A 17,293-nucleotide genomic window follows, 5' to 3' on the forward strand; every position below is an offset into this window, starting at 1 on the left:
CGGAATTGAATTATTTTACAAATCGCGCATTGCTGCTCCTATGGACAATGAAGTCGAACGTCCCGCGGCGGACGCCGAAAAGCTCAAACGACTGATCGCCGATGTGGGCGCATCGGGCGGCGCGGAAATATCCAATTTCCAGCCCTTCATCGAGCGCCTGTGCGAGGCGATGCATTTACCCAAGCCCGACTTCGCCGCCGAGGACCGGGTCGGCAATGATTACTGCTTCGAGCGCCGCGTCGATCACACCTTCGACGATGGGCGCACCACCACGCGGCGCATCGATCTATACCGTCGCGGCGCGTTCATCATGGAAGCCAAGCAGTCGGCCAAGCGGTCCAAGCTTGATCCGCAACAGCTTGAAATGCTCGGCGAGGAAGCCGGCAAACAGACCAAGGGCCATGCGCGCCGCGGTTCGGCCAAATGGGACCGGGTCATGCAGGCGGCGAAGAACCAGGCCATCGACTACGCCCGCGATTTGCCCGTGGACCATGGCTATCCGCCGTTTATTCTCGTCATCGACGTCGGCAATGTCATCGAGGTGTTTGCGGACTTTTCCGGCCAGGGAAAGAACTACTCGCATTTTCCCGACCGGCAATCCTATCGCATCGCGCTGAACGATCTTCTCGACACGGACATTCAGGACCGGCTCTGGCGGATCTGGCAGGACCCGCACGCGCTGGATCCGGCGAAAATCTCGGCCGCCGTCACCAAGGACATCGCCGAACGCCTCGCCAAGATCGCAAAGCGCTTGGAGAAAAAACACGCGCCCGAAGCGGTCGCCGAATTCCTGATGCGCTGTCTTTTCACCATGTTCGCCGAAGATGTGGAGCTGATCCCCGGTCACGGCTTTGAAAAGCTGCTGGAACGGCTGAAAGCGAAGCCGCAGAATTTCGCCCCCGCTGTCGAGTCGCTGTGGCGGACCATGAATGAAGGCGGCTACGACGCCGGCCTCGATGAAACGCTGCGGCGGTTCAACGGCGCGCTTTTCCGCAACGCCAGGGCGATCCCGCTGGCGCCGGAGGATGTTCACGAACTCCATGTGGCGGCGACCAAGAACTGGAAGGATGTCGAGCCCGCGATCTTCGGCACGCTCCTGGAACAGGCGCTCGACGCGCGCGAGCGCTCGAAACTCGGCGCCCATTTCACGCCCCGCGCCTATGTGGAGCGGCTGGTCATTCCGACCATTATCGAGCCCTTGCGCAATGACTGGGCCGATGTCCAGGCGCGGGCGGCGGAATTGGAAGACGCGGGCGATCACGCGGCGGCGCTCGAAGCGCTGACCGATTTTCATCACACGCTCTGCACGACGCGCGTGCTCGATCCCGCCTGCGGCACCGGCAACTTTCTTTATGTCTCCTTCGAGCTGATGAAAAAACTCGAAGGCGAGGTGCTGGAGGCGCTGGCCGCCTATTCCGAAACGCAGGCCAGCCTCGCCATGGATACGGAGACCGTCAGCCCGCGGCAGTTTTACGGCCTTGAAATCAACGAACGCGCCGTGCCCATCGCGGAGCTCGTCCTGTGGATCGGCTATCTCAAATGGCAGATCAAGACCAATGGCGCGAGCGCGATTTCAGAGCCAATCCTCCACGCCTACGGCAATATCAAACATCAGGATGCGATCCTCGCCTATGACAAAAAGGAGCTGCGCCGCGACGAGACCGGAAAGCCCGTCACCATCTGGGACGGGCGCACGAAAAAACTGCACCCCGTCACCGGCGAAGAGGTGCCCGATGAAGACGCGCGCATCGAAACCTATACTTACGAAAAGCCGCGCCGCGCCGATTGGCCGGAGGCGGAATTCATCGTCGGAAACCCGCCCTTTATCGGCGGCAAGGACATGCGCGCCGAGCTGGGCGACGGTTACGCGGAGGCGGCGTGGAAAGCGCGCAAGGACGTACCCGGCGGCGCCGATTTCGTCATGCACTTCTGGGATGAGGCTGCGTCGCGATTGACCGCAAAGCCGCCGAAGGGAAAGACGAATCCGCTGCGCCGGTTCGGCTTCATCACCACGAACTCCATCACCCAGACTTTTTCCCGCCGCGTCGTCGAGAAATGGATGAACGCCAAACAGCCGCTTTCTCTCATCTTCGCCGTGCCCGATCACCCATGGCTCAAGAGCGTTGACAAGGCCGCCGTGCGCATCGCCATGACCGTGGCTGTTCGCGGACAGAGAGAGGGCGTGCTGGCGGAGGTGGTGAAAGAGGAAGGGCTGAATACGGATACGCCCAAGGTGGAATTAGAGTCTCACATGGGGAGAATTTTCTCAAATCTCCATGTCGGCATTAATATAACCACAGCTACACCATTACTATCAAATGAGGATATTTCATTCCGAGGATTTACTCTTTCCGGACAAGGCTTCGTCGTTGAACCAAAGGATAGCCTATATCATTTAAAAAACCGAGTTGTTGGTTATGTAACAAGCGGTGAACTCACTGGGCGGGATCAGCACAGAAAAGTGATTGATGTTTTTGGACTGAACGAGAAACAAGTTCGATCAGACTTTCCTGAACTTTACGCACGATTGTTAGAAAGAGTAAAACCAGAGAGAGTTACAAACAATAGACAATCCTATCGTGAGTTTTGGTGGGTATTTAGCGAGCCAAGATCAGAACTGCGTGCAGCAATAAATAATATCGATCGGAGAATTGTGACCCCTAGAACTGCTAAGCATCGGTTTTTTCTAAGCCTAGCCGCTGATGTTGCAACCGAGAGCGAAGTAATCACAATCGCCACTGAGGTATTTTTCTTTATCGCTATCTTATCAAGCAGAGCGCATGTTGCGTGGGTTTTACGGTCCGGGGGAACGTTGGAGGATAGGCCCCGTTATAATAACTCCGTATGTTTTCTTAACTTCCCTTTTCCCGCCTGCGTAACCGATCCGGATGCGGACAATTCTCACCTCGACGCACTCGGCGAGCGGCTGGACGCCTTTCGCAAGGAGCGCCTTGATGACTGGGACTGGCTGACCATGACGCGTCTTTACAACGCGCTGGAGCGCTATCGCGAGGCGATGAATGGCGGCGAGCCGCTGAGGGAGGAGGAGCGCAATGTGCATGAGCGGGCGCAGATCGCGATCCTCGCCGAACTCCATGACGACATCGACCGCGCGGTCCTCGACGCCTATGGCTGGGCCGATCTTGCGCCGGCGCTCGTGGGAAAGCCCGGCGGCACGACGCCAAGCCCGATGAAATCGCCCGAACAGGAGGAGGCGGAGGAAGAACTGCTGTCCCGCCTGGTCGCGCTCAACAAGGAACGCGCGGGCGAAGAGGCGCGGGGACAAGTCCGCTGGCTGCGCCCCGACTATCAGATCCCGAAACTGGGGGCCAAGGTTCCGGGCGCCGAGGAGAAAGAACAGATCGAAGCCGATCTCTCCATCGATCAGGGACCGGACAAGCCCGACTGGCCCGCAGACGGCCTCGCCCAGATCCGCGTCGTGCGCGACGTTCTTAGCGCCGCGCGCGGGCCCGTGGACGCCGACATCGTCACCCGCGCCTTCAAGCAGAAATACTCGAAGAAGCGCCGCGAGCGGGTGGAGGAGGTTCTCGCCAATCTCGCCGAACTTGGACTCGCGCGCGTGATGGAAAGCGAGGGCGGCGACAGCTTCGTCGCGGCTCGGTAGGCGAGGCCGACAAGGTGAAAGGTCGCGCTGGCGCCGTTGATGTTGCGCTAGTCTCAAATCGGTCCGGCATTACCCGCCGCGCCAATCCTCCGGATGCTCAGCCGCAACTGCTTTTCGATTTCGAGGATTGCGAAGAGCAACACCCCAAGTCCGAATATCAGGATGCCGTCGAAGAGCGGCACGGGACGCGTTTCGAAGACTTTCTGCAGCGGCGGCGCATAGGTGATGGCGAACTGTGCAGCCGTGACGGCGATGACCGTCGCCCAGACCACCTTTGTGCCGCGCACGGCTTTCCAGGTCAGCGACGTTCCATAGATGTTTCTGATAAAAAACAGGTGGAAAATCTCCAGAACCACAAGGGCGTTGAGCGCAAGGGTTCTGGACAGCTCCACCGGATAGCCGCGGTCTGTCGCGTAAGCGAAGATGCCGTAAATGCCGAACAGGAACAGCATGGATACGAGAACCACATGCCATGCGAGATTGGTGTTCAGCAGGGGTGCGTTTCTGGGGCGCGGCGGCCGGCGCATCGTGTTTTCCTCCGTCGGTTCGAAGGCGAGGGCGATACCGAGCGTCACCGCCGTGATCAGATTGACCCAGAGAATCTGGATCGGCGTCACGGGGAGCGCCAGCCCCGCCAGCAGCGCGACGACGATGATCAGCGTTTCGCCGCCATTGGTCGGCAGCGTCCAGCTGATGACCTTGGTGATGTTGTCGTAGACCGTGCGCCCCTCGCGCACGGCGGCGGCGATGGATGCGAAATTGTCGTCCGCGAGCACGATCTCCGCGGCTTCTTTCGCGGCCTCGCTTCCCTTCTTGCCCATGGCGATCCCGGCGTCCGCGCGCTTCAGCGCGGGCGCGTCATTGACGCCGTCGCCGGTCATAGCGACGGTCATATTGTGCGATTGCAGCGCCGTTACGAGCCGCAGTTTGTGTTCCGGACTGGTGCGCGCGAATATGTCGGTTTCTGTAACCGCAAAGGCGAGTTCCGCATCGTCCATGCGGTCGATGTCGGCGCCCGTGAGCACTTTGTCGGCATGCTTTAATCCGATTTGCCTTCCGATGGCGGCGGCGGTCCCTGCGTGATCGCCAGTAATCATTTTGACCGCAATGCCCGCTGCATGACATTCGCTGATCGCCTCAATGGCTTCCGGGCGGGGCGGATCGATCAGGCCCACGAGGCCCAAAAGCGTTAGCGAGTTCTCGACATCGCCGAAATCGAGCGTCCGTTTGTCTCTTGCGAAGTCCCGCGTCGCGATGGCGAGGACACGCTGCCCTTTCGCGGCGAAATTTTCCGCTATCTCCCGCCAATATGTTTCGTTTAATGGCGCTTCAGCGCCGCCGCCCGTCTGCTGCTTCCTGCACATGGCGAGAATCTGTTCGGGCGCTCCCTTGACGTAAATAACCGCGCCGTCGTCTTCCCTGTCGTGCAGGGTCGCCATAAACCGATGGCGCGCATCGAAAGGAATGGCGTCGATGCGCTTCCAGCTCGCGTAGCGTGTGTGATCTGCGGCCGGGACCTTCATCGCAAAGCTTAAGAGCGCGCCTTCCATCGGGTCGCCATCGACCGACCAGACGCCTTCGCGATCGTGAAGCTCAGCGTCGTTGCATAGAGCGGCCCCGCGCGCGAGGCCGCCTAAAGCGTCATTGCCATCAGCATCGTTAGCCGCGCCGTTCTTGATAACATCGCCCTCCGGTTCGTAACCGGCGCCCGTTACCGTGTATTCACCTTCGGCGGTCGCCACGGACGCGACCATCATTTCGTTGAGCGTCAGCGTGCCGGTTTTGTCGGTGCAGATGACCGAAACGGAGCCGAGCGTTTCAATCGCCGGGAGGCGGCGCACAATCGCGTTGCGCCGGGCCATGGCCTGCACGCCGATGGCCAGCGTGATCGTCAGGACGGCGGGCAGCCCTTCGGGAATGGCGGCGACCGACAGGCCGACGACCGCCATGAACATTTCGCTGAACTCGTGATGCTCGACGAAATAGCCGAAGACGAGCAGCGCGCCCGCCAGAATGAGAATGAGCAGCGTCAGCCAGCGCGCGAAGATGTTCATCTGCCTGACGAGCGGCGTGGTCAGGGTTTGGACACTGGACAACATGCCGCTGATGCGCCCGATCTCGGTCGCGGCGCCAGTGGCGACGACAACGCCGCGCCCCTGGCCGCTGGTCGCCAGCGTGCCGCTGAACGCCATGGAGGACTGATCGCCGAGCGCCGCGCCCGGCGTAACCGGCTTTTCATTCTTTTCGACGGGAACCGATTCCCCGGTGAGGATCGCTTCCTGCACTTGAAGGCCGCGCGCTGTAAGGAGGCGGATGTCCGCCGGGACCTTGTCGCCCGCTTCAAGGATCACGATGTCGCCGGGAACAAGCTCTTCACCGGCAAGCGTAACCCGTTTGCCGTCCCGCAACGCCGAGGCGTGCGGCGCCAGCATGCGCTGGATCGACTCCATGGCCCGTTCGGCGCGGCCTTCCTGCACAAAGCCGATGATGGCGTTGGCAATAACGACCGCCAGAATGACGCCCGTATCAATCCAGTGTCCGAGAACCGCAGTGATCGCCGCAGCGCCGATCAGCACATAAATCAGAATATTGTGAAAGTGCGTCAGGAAGCGCAGGAGCGTGCTGCGTTTGGGCGGTTCGGGCGGCTTGTTCGGACCGTATTCCTGCAGGCGCCGGGCGGCCTCCTGGCTCGACAGGCCTGCGGCGGAGGATTTCAATTCCTCAAGGACGCGCGCCGCCTCGATCGAATAATGAGAATGTGCAAGCCGGACTTCATTGACGTCTCGGGCGTTGGGCATGGGTGCTGTCCCTGACCGGCGTTGATCGTCCGTTACTGCTCACGCGTCGCTTTGTGCAATGAATGATTGGGCTGAGACGATCTCCTCGCCTCGATAAAGGCTTCAAGGTCTCTGGGCGCAATGCGCCATTCCCGGCCGACATCGACGGCTGGCAACTCTCCATTGTGAATCCAGTTGCGGATGGTTGTTTCGCCCACCTGCAAGAGGTCGGAAACATCTTTGACGGTCATAAAGGTACGGCTGAGCATCGATTGGACTCTCTGAGACGAACTGATCGAATTTTCCTATAGTTGATGTTTTTTGAACTGATTTTGACGCAGATCAACTAAGCTGACCATAGGTTGTGGTGTTGTAAATTCATTGTCGGCAACAGCAGGACACCCGCCATGCCCCAGATGATGAAGGCCGCCATATTCACCGAGCCGGGAAGGATCGTGCTTGAAGACCGGCCCATTCCTGATGTCGGTCCGCTGGACGCTTTGCTGCGCATAACCACGACGACGATTTGCGGCACGGACATTCACATTCTGAAGGGCGAGTATCCGGTCGAGCGCGGGCGCATCGTCGGTCATGAGCCTGTGGGCGTTATCGAGAAATTAGGCTCGGCGGTTACGGGCTACGAGGAAGGCCAGCGCGTCATCGCCGGCGCCATCACGCCCTGCGGCTGGTCGAACGCCAGTCTGAGCGGTGATCACGCCCAATGTGGGAGGAACGCGCCGCACGGCTACAAGACCATGGGCGGCTGGCGCTTCGGCAATACGATTGACGGCGCGCAGGCCGAATATCTGCTCGTCCCCGACGCCATGGCGAATCTGGCGACTGTTCCAGACGCCTTGACTGACGAACAGGTGCTGATGTGCCCGGACATCATGTCGACGGGATTTTCAGGCGCGGAATCCGGCGGGATCAGGATCGGCGATACGGTCGCCGTTTTCGCGCAAGGCCCCATTGGCCTTTGCGCCACCGGCGGCGCGCGGCTCATGGGCGCCTCCCGGATCATCGCGGTTGAGACCGTGCCGGAACGGATGGCGGCGGCGAAAGAAATGGGCGCCGATATCGTGATCGATTTCAACAAGGATGATCCGGTCGAAGCCATTCGTCGCATTACAGGCGGACGCGGCGTCGATGTCGCTATTGAAGCCCTTGGTCTGCAGGAGACATTCGAAGCCGCGCTAAGGGTCTTGAGGCCGGGCGGCGTTCTGTCCTCCCTCGGGGTTTATTCCAAGGATTTGAAAATCCCGCTCGACGCCTTCGCCGCCGGGCTTGGCGATCACACAATCCGGTCGACCCTTTGCCCCGGCGGCAAGGAGCGCATGCGCCGCTTGATCGATGTCATCGCCGCCGGACGCTTCGATGCGCGCCGTCTCGTCACCCATCGCTACGGCCTCGACGACATCGAAAAAGCTTATGAGCTGTTCGCCGAGCAGGCGGACGGCGTCCTCAAAATCGCCATCACCCCGTAACCAGGAAAGGTTCATCAATGAAGAGCATTCTCGTCGCCACGGATTTTTCAAGCCGCTCAGTTCCGGCGGTCGCGCGCGGCGCAGCTTTGGCGAAGGCCGCCGGGGCGAAGCTGACCGTCGTCCACATTGTCGATGACGATCAATCGGCAGGCTTAGCTGAAGCCGCGGAAGCAGAGGCGCAATCGCTCTTCGAAAAACTCTCGAAGAGCACCAGAAGCAAATATGGCGTTGATGTCTCAACCCTTGTGGTGCGCGGCGACCCGCACGCCGAGATTCTTAACGCCGCCCAAAATGCCGGGGCGGACCTGATCATCGTCGGTTCGCACCGCCGCAATCTCATTCGCAACGCGTTTGTCGGCACGACCGCCGAACGCAGCATCCGCGCCAGCGATGTCCCGGTCCTCATTGCGCGCTCGCCTGATGGAGAGCCGTATCACAGCCCTCTGATAGCCCTCGACCTTAACGAGCGCGACCTGCATCCGTTCAGCGCCGCGAAGGCGCTTGAACTCTTTGACGCAGCGCAGGCAAGCGTCGTCTTCGCTTATGACCTCTATGGCAATTACCATCTTTTGAGGCAGGCGGGCGCCACCGATGCCGAGTTGCAGAAATATATCAGCGAAGAAGAAGCTACGGTGCGGCCGCGGGCTCAGAGCATCCTCGAAAATGCGGAAGTCAAACCGGCGGCCGTCATATTGAAACCGGCGCTCTTTAACGCCTACGAACCGGTGCTTGAAACCGCAAACGAAAAATCCTCGGATCTGATTGTGGTCGGCACAAAGCGAAAACAGGCTTTCGAACGATTCAGGATCGGCAGCGTTTCCGAAGCCATTCTGCGCCGCGCCGAGACCGATGTGCTGGTTGTGCCGCCAGAGGATCAATAAAAACATGCGGGTAATGATGGCATAAACGCCCAGCGGTTAAATTTTATAGAAATGGAGCATAAATGATTGAGTCCGTGTTGGTGCTAACTCGTGTGCTGTGTGGGGCGGCGGCTATCATCGGTTTTATCGCGGCGGCCGGATGTGCTTCCGTTACCAGCTCCGAGCAGACGAGGGCATGCCCTGACGGCCAGGAGCGAATACGCGTTGGCCCGCGCGGCAAGGGGGATGCGCCCGATTATATCTGCCGCGACAAGCGATGAATGCCGATGAAATATGGCCTATAAACACTCCGAACTTTTGATTGGCGATATCGCAGAGTTTCAAGACCACTCAAAGCGTGGTCCGATTCTCGTTCCCATGAATAATAGCGACCGCGCCAGATTGGCGGCGTCGAATGCCATCGACATCGCCAGTCTTTTTCGGATGCCGCTTCGACTGGAAACATTCCTGACTTCCGATGCGTCGCAAGAAGACGCAAAAGCCGCCCTTCGGTTCCTGCGTGAAAATGTTGGCCTTCAAAAAACGAAACCGCAGGCGGCGGTAGCGATCGGCGTCCGTTGCATCGCCGACTATTGGGACGATGACGAACAAGGGGTGGCGCGGTCGATAATCGAGGCCGCCGCAGAAACGAACGCCGCTTTAATCGTCCTCGGCGTTCACAGCCGCAGGAAGCTGTTTTTCCGGACTATGACACAGAAGCTGATACTCGATGTGGCGACACCCGTCCTTATCACAACGACGAGGCGCGAGCGTCCCTGGCGGCGCGCGGTTGTGGCGGTGGATTTTTCCGAGACTTCGGAGCGGATAGCCGAGTTCGCTGCGCTCTGGGCGCCGGACGCCGAGTTTCATCTCGTCCACGCCGTTGACGCTGATCTCGAAGGGAAAACAAGTGACGCCGATATTCAAGACCGAATGGCGAAATGCCGAAGCGCGCTTGCAATGGCGGCGAAGGGCCGGGTTCCGAGGGATGACGAAGGCAGAGACAATCCCGAGTTGACCGTTTCGCATCACATTGTGACCGGACCGACTGCAGAAAGCCTTCGCAGAAAAGTCCAGGAATTGAAGGCCGATCTTCTGGTTCTGGGGACCGGCGGACGGACTGAGGGCGGAAAAACAGCGCTAGGCGGTGTCGCCTCCGCATTAACAGATCAGCCTCCCTGCGATCTCCTCGTGATATCCGGGCGATGCGAACCCCAGCGATGATCGACTTCGGGGCGGCCCTTTGTAAGAGTTCAACTTCCTGACGCTGGCAGGTCACAATCGCAGGACCACAGCGCTGATTTACGGATGGAACGCAAATGAACGATATGCATATTCTGGCGGCTGTGGACTTCGACGATGACATTGAGGCCCTGGCAAGCGCCGTGGCGCATTGGGCGAAAGGCGGGGCTTCCAAAATAACGGTAGTTGGCATTGCGCCCCAGCTAAACCTTTCAATCGCCAGTAACAAAAATGCGGCCCGCATCAGGCGCGCTCAAGCCGCACTCATTGACGACCTGAAACAGCGGCTCGCGACACTTGCCGCCCAACTTCACATTGACGCGGAGATCGAGCTTCTTTCCGGGCGGGTCGCCGATCAGATCATCAAAGCGGCGGTCCTGCATAATGTGGACCTTGTGGTGAAGGCCGCAGACAGACGCGCAAATGAGCCGTCGCCGCTGTTCGGCGCCGTCGAGAAGAAGCTCATCCGCAAATGTCCTGTGCCGGTCTGGATTGTGCGGCCGGAAACGCCGGCGCCGCCGCGGTCTCTTGTCGTGGCCGTAGATAAGCCGGAAGTGAAAGGCGAGACCGACGAACTGGCGGCTTCTTTACTCGACAATGCCGTCGCCTTCGCACTGCGGTTCGGCGTCAAAAAGGTGAAGCTGTTACACATCTGTTCCGTGGTTGGCGCCTCGTTCCTGTCGTCGCCGAGATCGGGATGGTCTCCGGAAGAAGTAGAGGAATACGTCGAGGAATGGCGTTGGCAAGCGCAAGACTGGTTCGATCAGTTTCAAGCGAAAGCTGCACAGCATTATCGGCAGACGGGTCTTGAGTTTTCGCAGCGGCTCATCATAGGTGATGCGCGTAAAGAGCTGGCACCAGCCGCAAAAGACCTTGATGCGGATATCCTGTTCATCGGCAGCGCTAACCGCAGCGGCGTTCCAGGGTTGCTAATTGGCAATACAGCGGAAAGCGTTATCGATCGCGTCGAATGTTCGGTCTATGTCGTGAAACCAAAAGGGTTTATCTCCATAATATCGCCCGCCGTGGAAGGATACGGCGCTTGATGTTCTCATCAAAACCTGAACGAAATCGTCCTACTTTTACATTGGCACGTTGTGGATTGATGAATGCGGCCTCTTAGCTTCTCCAAGAACTGTAACTCTGTTAGTGGCGTTGTATTGCCATTCGAAAATCTGGATATCTACGGTTATTTTGAAGATCAAAAGGATATTCTGTTTACTTGCGGCCAATTTCCGCTTGGAGTCGGATGTAGATATTCAACAAAACCTGTCACCTTGAGAGTACTACCTTCTCAAGTTGTCCCTTGTGGCTGTGTGAAAAATTGCTACCGCAGTCGTACAAAAATCGGTTTTAGCTATCAGCTAAGGTGGAAAGCCGATCTGCCCACCATTGGACCATTTTCACTCGCTCATCCCAATAGGCGGCGCGGTGGTAGGCGCGGCGGATTTCGTCTGCGCCAACATGGGCCAGCTCGGCTTCGATGGCGTCAGGCGACCATTTTCCGCATTCATTCAATAGGCTGGAAGCGCTCGCCCGAAAGCCGTGCGATGTGCATTCTTCCTTGGTGAAGCCCATACGCCGCAACGCGGTGTTCATTGTGTTTTCGCTTATAGGCTTACCCTTGGCCCAAGGCGACGGGAAAACGAGTTCTTCACTTGAATTGAGGCGCCGCAATTCCTTAAGCAATTCGACGGCTTGGGAGGGTAGGGGTTTGACATGTGGGCGGCGCATTTCATGCGTTCTTTGGGAATGCTCCACGTCGCGGCGTCGAGGTCGAATTCATCCCACTTGGCGAGCCGTAATTCGCCAGGGCGAGGATATAAAAGCGCCATAAGCTTTAGAGCCGTGCGCGTTTCCGGGGTTCCGGACGTATAACCCCATATTGCACTTACCAGCCCCGCGAAGCCATCCGCGTCCGTGATCGCCGCCATGTGAACGGTCTTCGGCGTAACGAGCGCGCCGCGAAGGCCAAAGGTCGGGTCGTTGGAAGCGCGGGCGGTCGCGACGGCGTATCGAAACACCTGCCCAATCACGGACCGCATCCGCTTTGCGGTTTCGTAGTTTCCTTTGGCTTCTACCTTGCGGAGAACCGCCAGAATATCGGCGGCTGTGATTGCCTCTATGGGCCGGTTCTCCAAGTCTGGTTTCACCAGACTTAAAACCCACCGCTTCTTTTCAAGCGTCCTTTCGGCCAGCCCGTCCTTCTCACCCTTGGCGATCAGCTCATCGGCGATCTTTCCGAAAGTGTGTTCGCTAAGGGCTCGCTGCTGCGCCTGCTCGGCTTTCGCGCTGGCGAGGGGATCGATCCCGTCCGCCAGCAGGGTTTTCGCGTCTTGTCGCTTGGCGCGGGCGCTCGCGAGGGAGGTGGCCGGATAGGCGCCGAAGGAGAGGAGCTTTTGCTTGCCCTCATGGCGGTAAGCCATCCGCCAGAGCTTGGACCCGTTGGGCCTTACCTCCACGAAGAGGCCGCCGCCGTCGCTCTTGCGAAAGGGCCGGTCTTCGGGCTTCAGGCGGCGGATTTGAATGTCTGTGAGGGCCATTGTTGGTGCCGCTTGGAACGGGCGGGGGCATTTTCCCGCCGTTACCAACAAATATACCAACATTCTGGGCGGATACCAACACACGGGGGCGGACCGCGTCGGACCACGTTATAGCTTAATTCGTTGTTTTTCTGTGTTTTTGGAGCTTGCCGGGCTGTGGAAAACTCAATTCTGGTGCCCAGGAGAAGACTCGAACTTCCACGCCTTGCGGCACAGGTACCTGAAACCTGCGCGTCTACCAATTCCGCCACCTGGGCACAGGGTTTGGAAGGCGGCTGACTTACGGGCGCGCGCGGGCGATGTCAATTGACCGCGCAGACTTGCCGGGAATGAGGCGAGGCCCCAGGCGACCGGCCAGGCCGCGTTCGCGGCGGGCGGGGCGAGGCGAGAGCGCCGCGGACGGCGGAAATGCCAGCCAGGCGCGTCGCGAAGGGCTTTAAGGCCCGCCTGCGGCAGGCGGGCCGATTGTCCCGGCGGCGGAATTCGGATAGGCCCTGTCGCCATTCATGGGCGGTTTGTCGGCGCTCAGTGAAGTCTGAGGAGGCGAAAGACGTGACGGGAAAACTGGCGGTTGTTTTCGGCGGATCCGGCTTTGTGGGCCGCAATGTGGTGCGTGAGCTCGCCCGGCGCGGCTGGCGCGTGCGGGTTGCGGTGCGCCGCCCCCATCATGCGCAGTTTCTGCGGCCCATGGGCGCCGTCGGTCAGATCCAGTTGAAGCAGTGCAATGTGCGCCACCGGCCGTCGGTGGCCGATGCGCTTGTCGGCGCCGACGCGGTCGTCAATCTCGTCGGCATTCTCCATCAGAGCGGGGCGCAGCGTTTCGATACGGTGCAGGCCGCCGGCGCGGCGACGGTTGCGCGGGCCGCCGCCGAGGCGGGCGTCCGGACCTTCGTTCACATGTCGGCCATCGGCGCAGATCCCGAAAGCGACAGCGATTACGCCCGCACCAAAGGCGAGGCGGAGCGCGCCGTCATGGAGGCGATCCCCTCGGCGACGATCATCCGGCCCTCGATCATTTTCGGGCAGGAGGACGAGTTCTTTAACAGATTCGCGTCCATGGCGGGCCTTTCGCCTGTGCTGCCGTTGATCGGCGGCGGCAAGACGAAGTTCCAGCCGGTTTATGTGGACGATGTCGCCGACGCGATCTGCGAAGCGCTTGTCCGGCCTGAAGCCGCCGGAAAGATTTACGAGATCGGCGGCCCGCGCGTTTATACGTTCCGTGAGCTGATGGAATTAATGCTGTCGGAAACGGGCCAGCGCCGCATCCTGGCGCCCGTGCCGTTCCCGATCGCGTCGCTTATGGGAATGGGCGGCGAGATCGCCGGGCTTGCGCCTTTCGTAGAGCCGCCTTTGACCCGCGATCAGGTAAAGCTGTTGAAGCATGACAATGTTGTGGGCGAAGGCGTCGGAACGCTCGCCGATCTCGGCGTCAGTCCGCATACGGTGGAATCGATTTTGCCGAGCTATATGGTGCGGTATCGCCGTTACGGACAGTTCGCGGAACTCGAAGCCTAAGCTTCGTAGTCCCTAAGTTTTATACCCGTCGGGATTGTTGCTCTGCCAGCGCCAGTGATCGGCGCACATTTCGTCGAGCGATTTTTCCGCATGCCAGCCGAGGAGATCTGCGGCGCGTTTCGGATTGGCGTAGATTTCGGCGATGTCGCCGCCGCGGCGCGGCGCGATCTCGTAAGGAATGTCGCGGTTCGACGCGCGTTTGAAGGCTGACACGGCTTCGAGCACCGAATAGCCGACGCCGGTGCCGAGATTGATGTCTGTTGCGCCGCCCTCCTTAAGCTTCCCGAGATAATCGAGCGCCGCCGCGTGACCGCGGGCGAGATCGCTCACATGGATATAGTCGCGCACGCCTGTGCCGTCGCGCGTGGGATAATCGTTGCCGAAGACGGAAAGTTTTTCGCGCTTGCCCACGGCGACCTGCGCGATGAAGGGAAAAAGATTGTTCGGAATGCCGTTCGGGTCCTCGCCGATACGACCTGAGGGATGCGCGCCGACGGGGTTGAAATAACGCAAATTGACGACGCGCCATTCAGGATCGGAACGCGCAATATCTTTCAGCATTTCCTCGATGAAAAATTTGGTGCGGCCGTAAGGATTGGTCGGGCCGTTGGCGCCGTTTTCATCGACGGGGTTTTTGTTGTGCTCGCCATAGACGGTGGCGGAAGAAGAAAAGACGATGGTCTTCGCCGCAGCGGCTTCCAGCGCGGCGATGAGCGTCAGCGCCGAGCCGAGATTGACGCGGTAATAGCGCGCCGGCTCGGCGACGGATTCGCCGACGGCCTTAAGGCCCGCGAGGTGCACCGCGCCGTCAGGCTTGAAGGCTTTGACGGCGTCGATGATCTGCGCGCGCTCCGCCTCATCGGCCATGTCGGCTTTCAGAAGCTCCACATCGCCCTTTGCAAGTTCCTTGATGCGGTCAACGGCTTGCGGGTGCGAATTCGAGAAATCGTCGATGATGAGAAGCGCGTCGCCGCGCTCCAGCAATTCGACGCAGACATGGCTGCCGATATAGCCGGCGCCGCCGGCGACGACGATGCGTCGGGTCATAGCAAATCCTCCCGCCCGCGGCGTTTGAGTTCGTCGACAAGGGCGCGCACCTCCTGCGCCTTGTCTTTGCGGGCGACCAAAACGGCGTCGCCTGTCGCGACGATGATGAGATTGTCGACGCCGACAACGCCGATGACCGGTCCGTCAGAGCGTAACGTGACGTTTTCGCTGTCGACCATCATGTGCCCCGCCGCTTCGGGATCGCTCGCCGCCTCGCTCCAGCTGCCGATGTCGCTCCAGCCGACATCCACGGGCGCGACGACGGCGGCCTTGTCGGTTTTTTCCATAATAGCGTAGTCGATGGAATCGCTCGGCGTTTGTGAAAAGATTCTCTCATCGAGAAGGCGTGCGCCATTTTCGGCGGCGCTGGCGGCGAGCGCTTTTCTGGCGCCCTCGGCGATCAGCGGCGCATGGGCGGCGAAAGCGTCGAGCATCGCTTTCGGATGATAAAGGAAAATGCCGGCGTTCCAGTAATAGCCGCCCTTTGCGAGATAATCGGCGGCGGTTTTTGCGTCCGGTTTTTCGCGGAAGGAGGCGACGCGGTAGACGCCACGGGAGAGTTCATCCGCCGACTGAATATACCCGTAGCCCGTATGGGGATGCGTCGGTTTGATGCCGAAAGTGACGATGGCGCCTTCCTCTGCCGCTTTTGCGCCGGCGGCGGCGGCGCGGCGGAAGCCGGCGGCGTCTTCCACATGATGATCCGCAGGCGCAATCAGGGCCAGCGCGCCGTCATTGTTTTCCGCGACCCACGCGGCGGCGACGGCCGCAACCGCGGCGGTGTTGCGCGGGCAGGGTTCAAGAATGATGTCCGCGGCTTCAATGCCGATGGCGGCGAGCTGGTCGGCGACAAGCTGCGCATGACCGCGACCGCAGATGATGAGAGGCGCTGAAAAAATCTCGCCGCCGTCATGGAGGCGCAGGACCGTTTCCTGAAACAGCGATTTGTCGGAGACGAGATTGAGGAACTGCTTCGGTCTCGCCTTGCGCGACAGGGGCCAGAGCCGCGTTCCCGATCCGCCGGACATGATGACAGGTTGGATTTTCACTCAACGGTCTCCGCAATCAGACGGGCGTCCGCTTCCGCAACCGCCTCGTGAAGGTGATAGAGGATGCTGGCTGGCACGTCACGGGCAAGCCGTTCGCCGCTGCTGTCGAACTCGTCGATCCAGAGGCCTTTCGGTTCGATGGCGAGAAAAGTGTCGAAAAGATCGCCAATCAGTTTTTCGGCGTTCGCTGCGGCGTCTTTCGACCCGTGTTTCGCCATGACGAGCGAAGCGCGCAGATATTCAGTCTGTGGCCAGAGGCGCTTGGGCCCATGTATTTTGTTCACCACCGGCGCCGCCACATTGTCGATGAGGCCGTAAAATCCGGGATCGGCGCCGAAGGCGAGGGCGTTGGCGTAAAGGCGTTTGCGCATATCAAGGGGCGTGCGCCGCCCGCAGCGCTCATAAGCGTTCAGCAGCCAGACCCATTCCAGCATGTGGCCGGGTTCAATCGGGTCATCCTCAAGCGGCCGCCAGTCCTCCGCGAAATGTTCGCGCACGATGCTATGGGCGGCGCCGTAGAAGGTCGAGCTGAAAAGGTCGTAGATATTATCAGCGTAGGCAAGGTAACGCTCTTCTTGCGTTACGCGGTAAAGCGCCATGAACCCTTCGAAAAGATGCATATGCGGGTTCTGCCGCCGGGGAAGCTCCTTGCGGTCGCTTTCCTGCCACCCGCCATGGGGCGACGCAAGCTCGCGGTCGAGAAACGCAATGGTGTTGTCGGCGAGCGTTCTGGCGCGGGTCCCGTCGCCCGCTTCGATGCGCGAGGCGCAGGCGAGGAGGACGAACGCCTGATCGTAAAGATCGCGGCGATCATCGAGGACGCCGCCGTCATCGGCGATATGGAAGACGCAGCCGCGCAAGCCTTCATCGGGACAGGCGTTTGCCAGGAGATAGTCGAACCCGCGCGCTGCGATTTGCTCGGCTCCATCGAGCCAGCCATGAAGGCTGGCCTGAGTAAAAGTGTGAACCTGGCGGAAAAGGGTTCTGACGCGACGGGGCCGTCCGATAGAGGGTGAGCTGTCGAAATTAAGCGCTTCGTAAAAACAGCCGGTTTTGGGATCGATCCCATGTTCCGCCCAGAAGGGAAGGCAGTCCGAAACGAACCACGTCCTGAACCGCTCCAGAGAGGAATGAAGACCTGTCATCGCGCC

The 17,293-nt window shown here is 59.9% G+C and carries 13 protein-coding genes and 1 tRNA gene; 6 read left to right on the top strand and 8 right to left on the bottom strand.

Features of this window, described 5'->3' with window-relative positions; all coding sequences use genetic code 11:
* Positions 1–40 precede the first annotated feature (40 nt).
* Positions 41–3,625: a class I SAM-dependent DNA methyltransferase gene (locus ACQY5P_RS18075; RefSeq protein WP_428408271.1), complete on the top strand. Its 3,585-nt coding sequence runs from the start codon at positions 41–43 to the stop codon at positions 3,623–3,625.
* 53 nt (positions 3,626–3,678) lie between these two features.
* On the opposite strand, the gene ACQY5P_RS18080 is transcribed toward ACQY5P_RS18075, so the two are convergent.
* Entirely contained in the window at positions 3,679–6,423 is a 2,745-nt protein-coding gene (locus tag ACQY5P_RS18080) for a cation-transporting P-type ATPase (protein ID WP_428408272.1), read from the bottom strand.
* A gap of 32 nt (positions 6,424–6,455) precedes the next feature.
* Positions 6,456–6,653 (bottom strand): helix-turn-helix domain-containing protein, encoded by a 198-nt coding sequence (locus ACQY5P_RS18085; RefSeq protein ID WP_428408273.1) that lies wholly within the window; start codon positions 6,651–6,653, stop codon positions 6,456–6,458.
* A 156-nt stretch (positions 6,654–6,809) separates the two neighbouring features.
* Here ACQY5P_RS18085 and ACQY5P_RS18090 point away from each other — a divergent pair, with 156 nt between their 5' ends.
* The 4 genes from ACQY5P_RS18090 (at position 6,810) to ACQY5P_RS18105 (ending at position 11,034) form a co-directional block, all read left to right on the top strand.
* Positions 6,810–7,886 (top strand): NAD(P)-dependent alcohol dehydrogenase, encoded by a 1,077-nt coding sequence (locus ACQY5P_RS18090; RefSeq protein ID WP_428408274.1) that lies wholly within the window; start codon positions 6,810–6,812, stop codon positions 7,884–7,886.
* Between the two features lie 17 nt (positions 7,887–7,903).
* Positions 7,904–8,767, top strand: a complete 864-nt coding sequence (locus tag ACQY5P_RS18095) for a universal stress protein (protein ID WP_428408275.1) — start codon at positions 7,904–7,906, stop codon at positions 8,765–8,767.
* 273 nt (positions 8,768–9,040) lie between these two features.
* Positions 9,041–9,970, top strand: a complete 930-nt coding sequence (locus ACQY5P_RS18100; RefSeq protein ID WP_428408276.1) for a universal stress protein — start codon at positions 9,041–9,043, stop codon at positions 9,968–9,970.
* A 95-nt stretch (positions 9,971–10,065) separates the two neighbouring features.
* Positions 10,066–11,034 carry a universal stress protein gene (locus ACQY5P_RS18105; RefSeq protein WP_428408277.1) on the top strand — a complete coding sequence of 323 codons (969 nt, stop codon included), beginning with the start codon at positions 10,066–10,068 and terminating at the stop codon, positions 11,032–11,034.
* Between the two features lie 307 nt (positions 11,035–11,341).
* On the opposite strand, the gene ACQY5P_RS18110 is transcribed toward ACQY5P_RS18105, so the two are convergent.
* The 3 genes from ACQY5P_RS18110 to ACQY5P_RS18120 all read right to left on the bottom strand — a co-directional run bounded on the left by ACQY5P_RS18110 (position 11,342) and on the right by ACQY5P_RS18120 (position 12,788).
* A complete protein-coding gene (locus tag ACQY5P_RS18110; RefSeq protein WP_428408278.1) occupies positions 11,342–11,677 on the bottom strand; it encodes a tyrosine-type recombinase/integrase in 336 nt (111 codons plus the stop codon).
* Positions 11,599–12,531 (bottom strand): tyrosine-type recombinase/integrase, encoded by a 933-nt coding sequence (locus ACQY5P_RS18115; RefSeq protein WP_428408279.1) that lies wholly within the window; start codon positions 12,529–12,531, stop codon positions 11,599–11,601. The genes ACQY5P_RS18110 and ACQY5P_RS18115 overlap by 79 nt, the downstream gene beginning before the upstream one ends.
* A gap of 172 nt (positions 12,532–12,703) precedes the next feature.
* Positions 12,704–12,788: transfer RNA gene (locus tag ACQY5P_RS18120), tRNA-Leu, on the bottom strand.
* 295 nt (positions 12,789–13,083) lie between these two features.
* Here ACQY5P_RS18120 and ACQY5P_RS18125 point away from each other — a divergent pair.
* Entirely contained in the window at positions 13,084–14,046 is a 963-nt protein-coding gene (locus ACQY5P_RS18125; RefSeq protein ID WP_428408280.1) for a complex I NDUFA9 subunit family protein, read from the top strand.
* Positions 14,047–14,058: 12 nt separating this feature from the next.
* Here the strand turns inward: ACQY5P_RS18125 and galE are convergent, their stop codons facing one another.
* Genes galE through ACQY5P_RS18140 form a run of 3 tightly spaced genes read right to left on the bottom strand, consistent with a single transcriptional unit; the run spans position 14,059 to position 17,287 of the window.
* Positions 14,059–15,093 carry a UDP-glucose 4-epimerase GalE gene (galE, locus tag ACQY5P_RS18130; RefSeq protein WP_428408281.1) on the bottom strand — a complete coding sequence of 345 codons (1,035 nt, stop codon included), beginning with the start codon at positions 15,091–15,093 and terminating at the stop codon, positions 14,059–14,061.
* Positions 15,090–16,142 carry a mannose-1-phosphate guanylyltransferase/mannose-6-phosphate isomerase gene (locus ACQY5P_RS18135; RefSeq protein WP_428408282.1) on the bottom strand — a complete coding sequence of 351 codons (1,053 nt, stop codon included), beginning with the start codon at positions 16,140–16,142 and terminating at the stop codon, positions 15,090–15,092. The genes galE and ACQY5P_RS18135 overlap by 4 nt, the downstream gene beginning before the upstream one ends.
* Positions 16,139–17,287 carry an AGE family epimerase/isomerase gene (locus ACQY5P_RS18140; RefSeq protein ID WP_428408283.1) on the bottom strand — a complete coding sequence of 383 codons (1,149 nt, stop codon included), beginning with the start codon at positions 17,285–17,287 and terminating at the stop codon, positions 16,139–16,141. The genes ACQY5P_RS18135 and ACQY5P_RS18140 overlap by 4 nt, the downstream gene beginning before the upstream one ends.
* Between the last annotated feature and the right edge of the window lie 6 nt (positions 17,288–17,293).

This window comes from Hyphococcus sp., assembly GCF_965267305.1.
Taxonomy (GTDB): Bacteria; Pseudomonadota; Alphaproteobacteria; order Caulobacterales; family Parvularculaceae; genus Hyphococcus.

What these genes read in the sequence shown, in the direction of transcription:
- ACQY5P_RS18105 (WP_428408277.1), top strand. Translation starts at nt 10,066, where the DNA reads ATGAACGATATGCATATTCTGGCGGCTGTGGACTTCGACGATGACATT.
- ACQY5P_RS18090 (WP_428408274.1), top strand. Translation starts at nt 6,810, where the DNA reads ATGCCCCAGATGATGAAGGCCGCCATATTCACCGAGCCGGGAAGGATC.
- ACQY5P_RS18080 (WP_428408272.1), bottom strand. Translation starts at nt 6,423, where the DNA reads ATGCCCAACGCCCGAGACGTCAATGAAGTCCGGCTTGCACATTCTCAT.
- ACQY5P_RS18140 (WP_428408283.1), bottom strand. Translation starts at nt 17,287, where the DNA reads ATGACAGGTCTTCATTCCTCTCTGGAGCGGTTCAGGACGTGGTTCGTT.
- galE (WP_428408281.1), bottom strand. Translation starts at nt 15,093, where the DNA reads ATGACCCGACGCATCGTCGTCGCCGGCGGCGCCGGCTATATCGGCAGC.
- ACQY5P_RS18095 (WP_428408275.1), top strand. Translation starts at nt 7,904, where the DNA reads ATGAAGAGCATTCTCGTCGCCACGGATTTTTCAAGCCGCTCAGTTCCG.
- ACQY5P_RS18115 (WP_428408279.1), bottom strand. Translation starts at nt 12,531, where the DNA reads ATGGCCCTCACAGACATTCAAATCCGCCGCCTGAAGCCCGAAGACCGG.
- ACQY5P_RS18100 (WP_428408276.1), top strand. Translation starts at nt 9,041, where the DNA reads ATGGCCTATAAACACTCCGAACTTTTGATTGGCGATATCGCAGAGTTT.
- ACQY5P_RS18075 (WP_428408271.1), top strand. Translation starts at nt 41, where the DNA reads ATGGACAATGAAGTCGAACGTCCCGCGGCGGACGCCGAAAAGCTCAAA.
- ACQY5P_RS18085 (WP_428408273.1), bottom strand. Translation starts at nt 6,653, where the DNA reads ATGACCGTCAAAGATGTTTCCGACCTCTTGCAGGTGGGCGAAACAACC.